Annotated in this window: 1 protein-coding gene; it reads left to right on the top strand. The window is 67.6% G+C overall.

Going from position 1 to position 1,214, the window contains the following annotated elements; translation table 11 throughout:
• The coding region (locus CH268_RS22585) for an ATP-binding protein (RefSeq protein ID WP_094665962.1) at positions 1 to 1,214 on the top strand (1,214 nt) is incomplete at both ends.

Genomic DNA, 1,214 nt, shown 5'->3' on the forward strand with positions numbered 1-1,214 from the left:
GCGTTCGTCGACGAACACGGCCTCCCCATCGCCATCAAAGCCGCCTTCGGTGGCGGCGGACGCGGCATGAAAGTCGCCCGCACCCGCGAGGAAATCCCCGAACTGTTCGACTCCGCCACCCGCGAAGCCGTCGCCGCATTCGGGCGCGGGGAATGCTTCGTCGAACGCTACCTCGACAAACCACGCCACGTCGAAGCCCAGGTCATCGCCGACCAACACGGCAACGTCATCGTCGCCGGCACCCGCGACTGCTCCCTGCAACGCCGCTTCCAGAAACTCGTCGAAGAAGCCCCCGCCCCGTTCCTCACCGACGCCCAACGCAAAGAAATCCACTCCAGCGCCAAAGCCATCTGCCTCGAAGCCGGCTACTACGGCGCCGGGACCGTCGAATACCTCGTCGGCCAAGACGGCCTGGTGTCGTTCCTGGAGGTGAACACCCGGCTGCAGGTCGAGCACCCCGTCACCGAGGAAACCTCCGGCATCGACCTGGTGCTGCAGCAGTTCCGCATCGCCAACGGCGAAGAACTGACCATCACCGAAGACCCCGAACCGCGGGGGCATTCGTTCGAGTTCCGGATCAACGGCGAAGACGCCGGGCGTGGGTTCCTGCCCGCCCCCGGACCGGTCACCACCTTCACCGCCCCCTCCGGCCCGGGAGTCCGCGTCGATTCCGGTGTCGAATCCGGCAGCGTGATCGGCGGCCAGTTCGATTCGATGCTCGCCAAACTCATCGTCACCGGAGCCACCCGCGAGGAAGCCCTCGCCCGTTCGCGTCGGGCGTTGGCCGAATTCACCGTCGACGGGTTGGCGACGGTGATCCCGTTCCACGCTGCGGTGGTCTCCGATCCCGCGTTCATCGGTGACGGTGACTCCTTCTCCGTCCACACCCGGTGGATCGAAACCGAATGGGACAACCAGGTTCCCCCGTTCACCGCCGGGCAACCGATCGACGACGACGAGGTCCTGCCGCGGCAGTCCGTCATCGTCGAGGTCGGGGGCCGACGCGTCGAGGTCTCGCTGCCGGGAGAGCTCACCCTCGGAGGTGGTAGCGGCGGGAATGCCGGTGCGGTACGGCGTAAACCCAAGGCCCGCACCCGTGGCGGTGCCGGAGCCGGCGCAGCCTCCGGTGACTCGGTCACCGCACCGATGCAGGGCACCGTGGTCAAAGTCGCCGTCGACGAAGGCCAGGAAGTCGCCGCCGGGGACCTCGTCGC

Origin of the sequence: Rhodococcus sp. 06-1460-1B (assembly GCF_002258475.1) — a bacterium.
GTDB classification, from domain to species: Bacteria; Actinomycetota; Actinomycetes; order Mycobacteriales; family Mycobacteriaceae; genus Rhodococcoides; species Rhodococcoides fascians.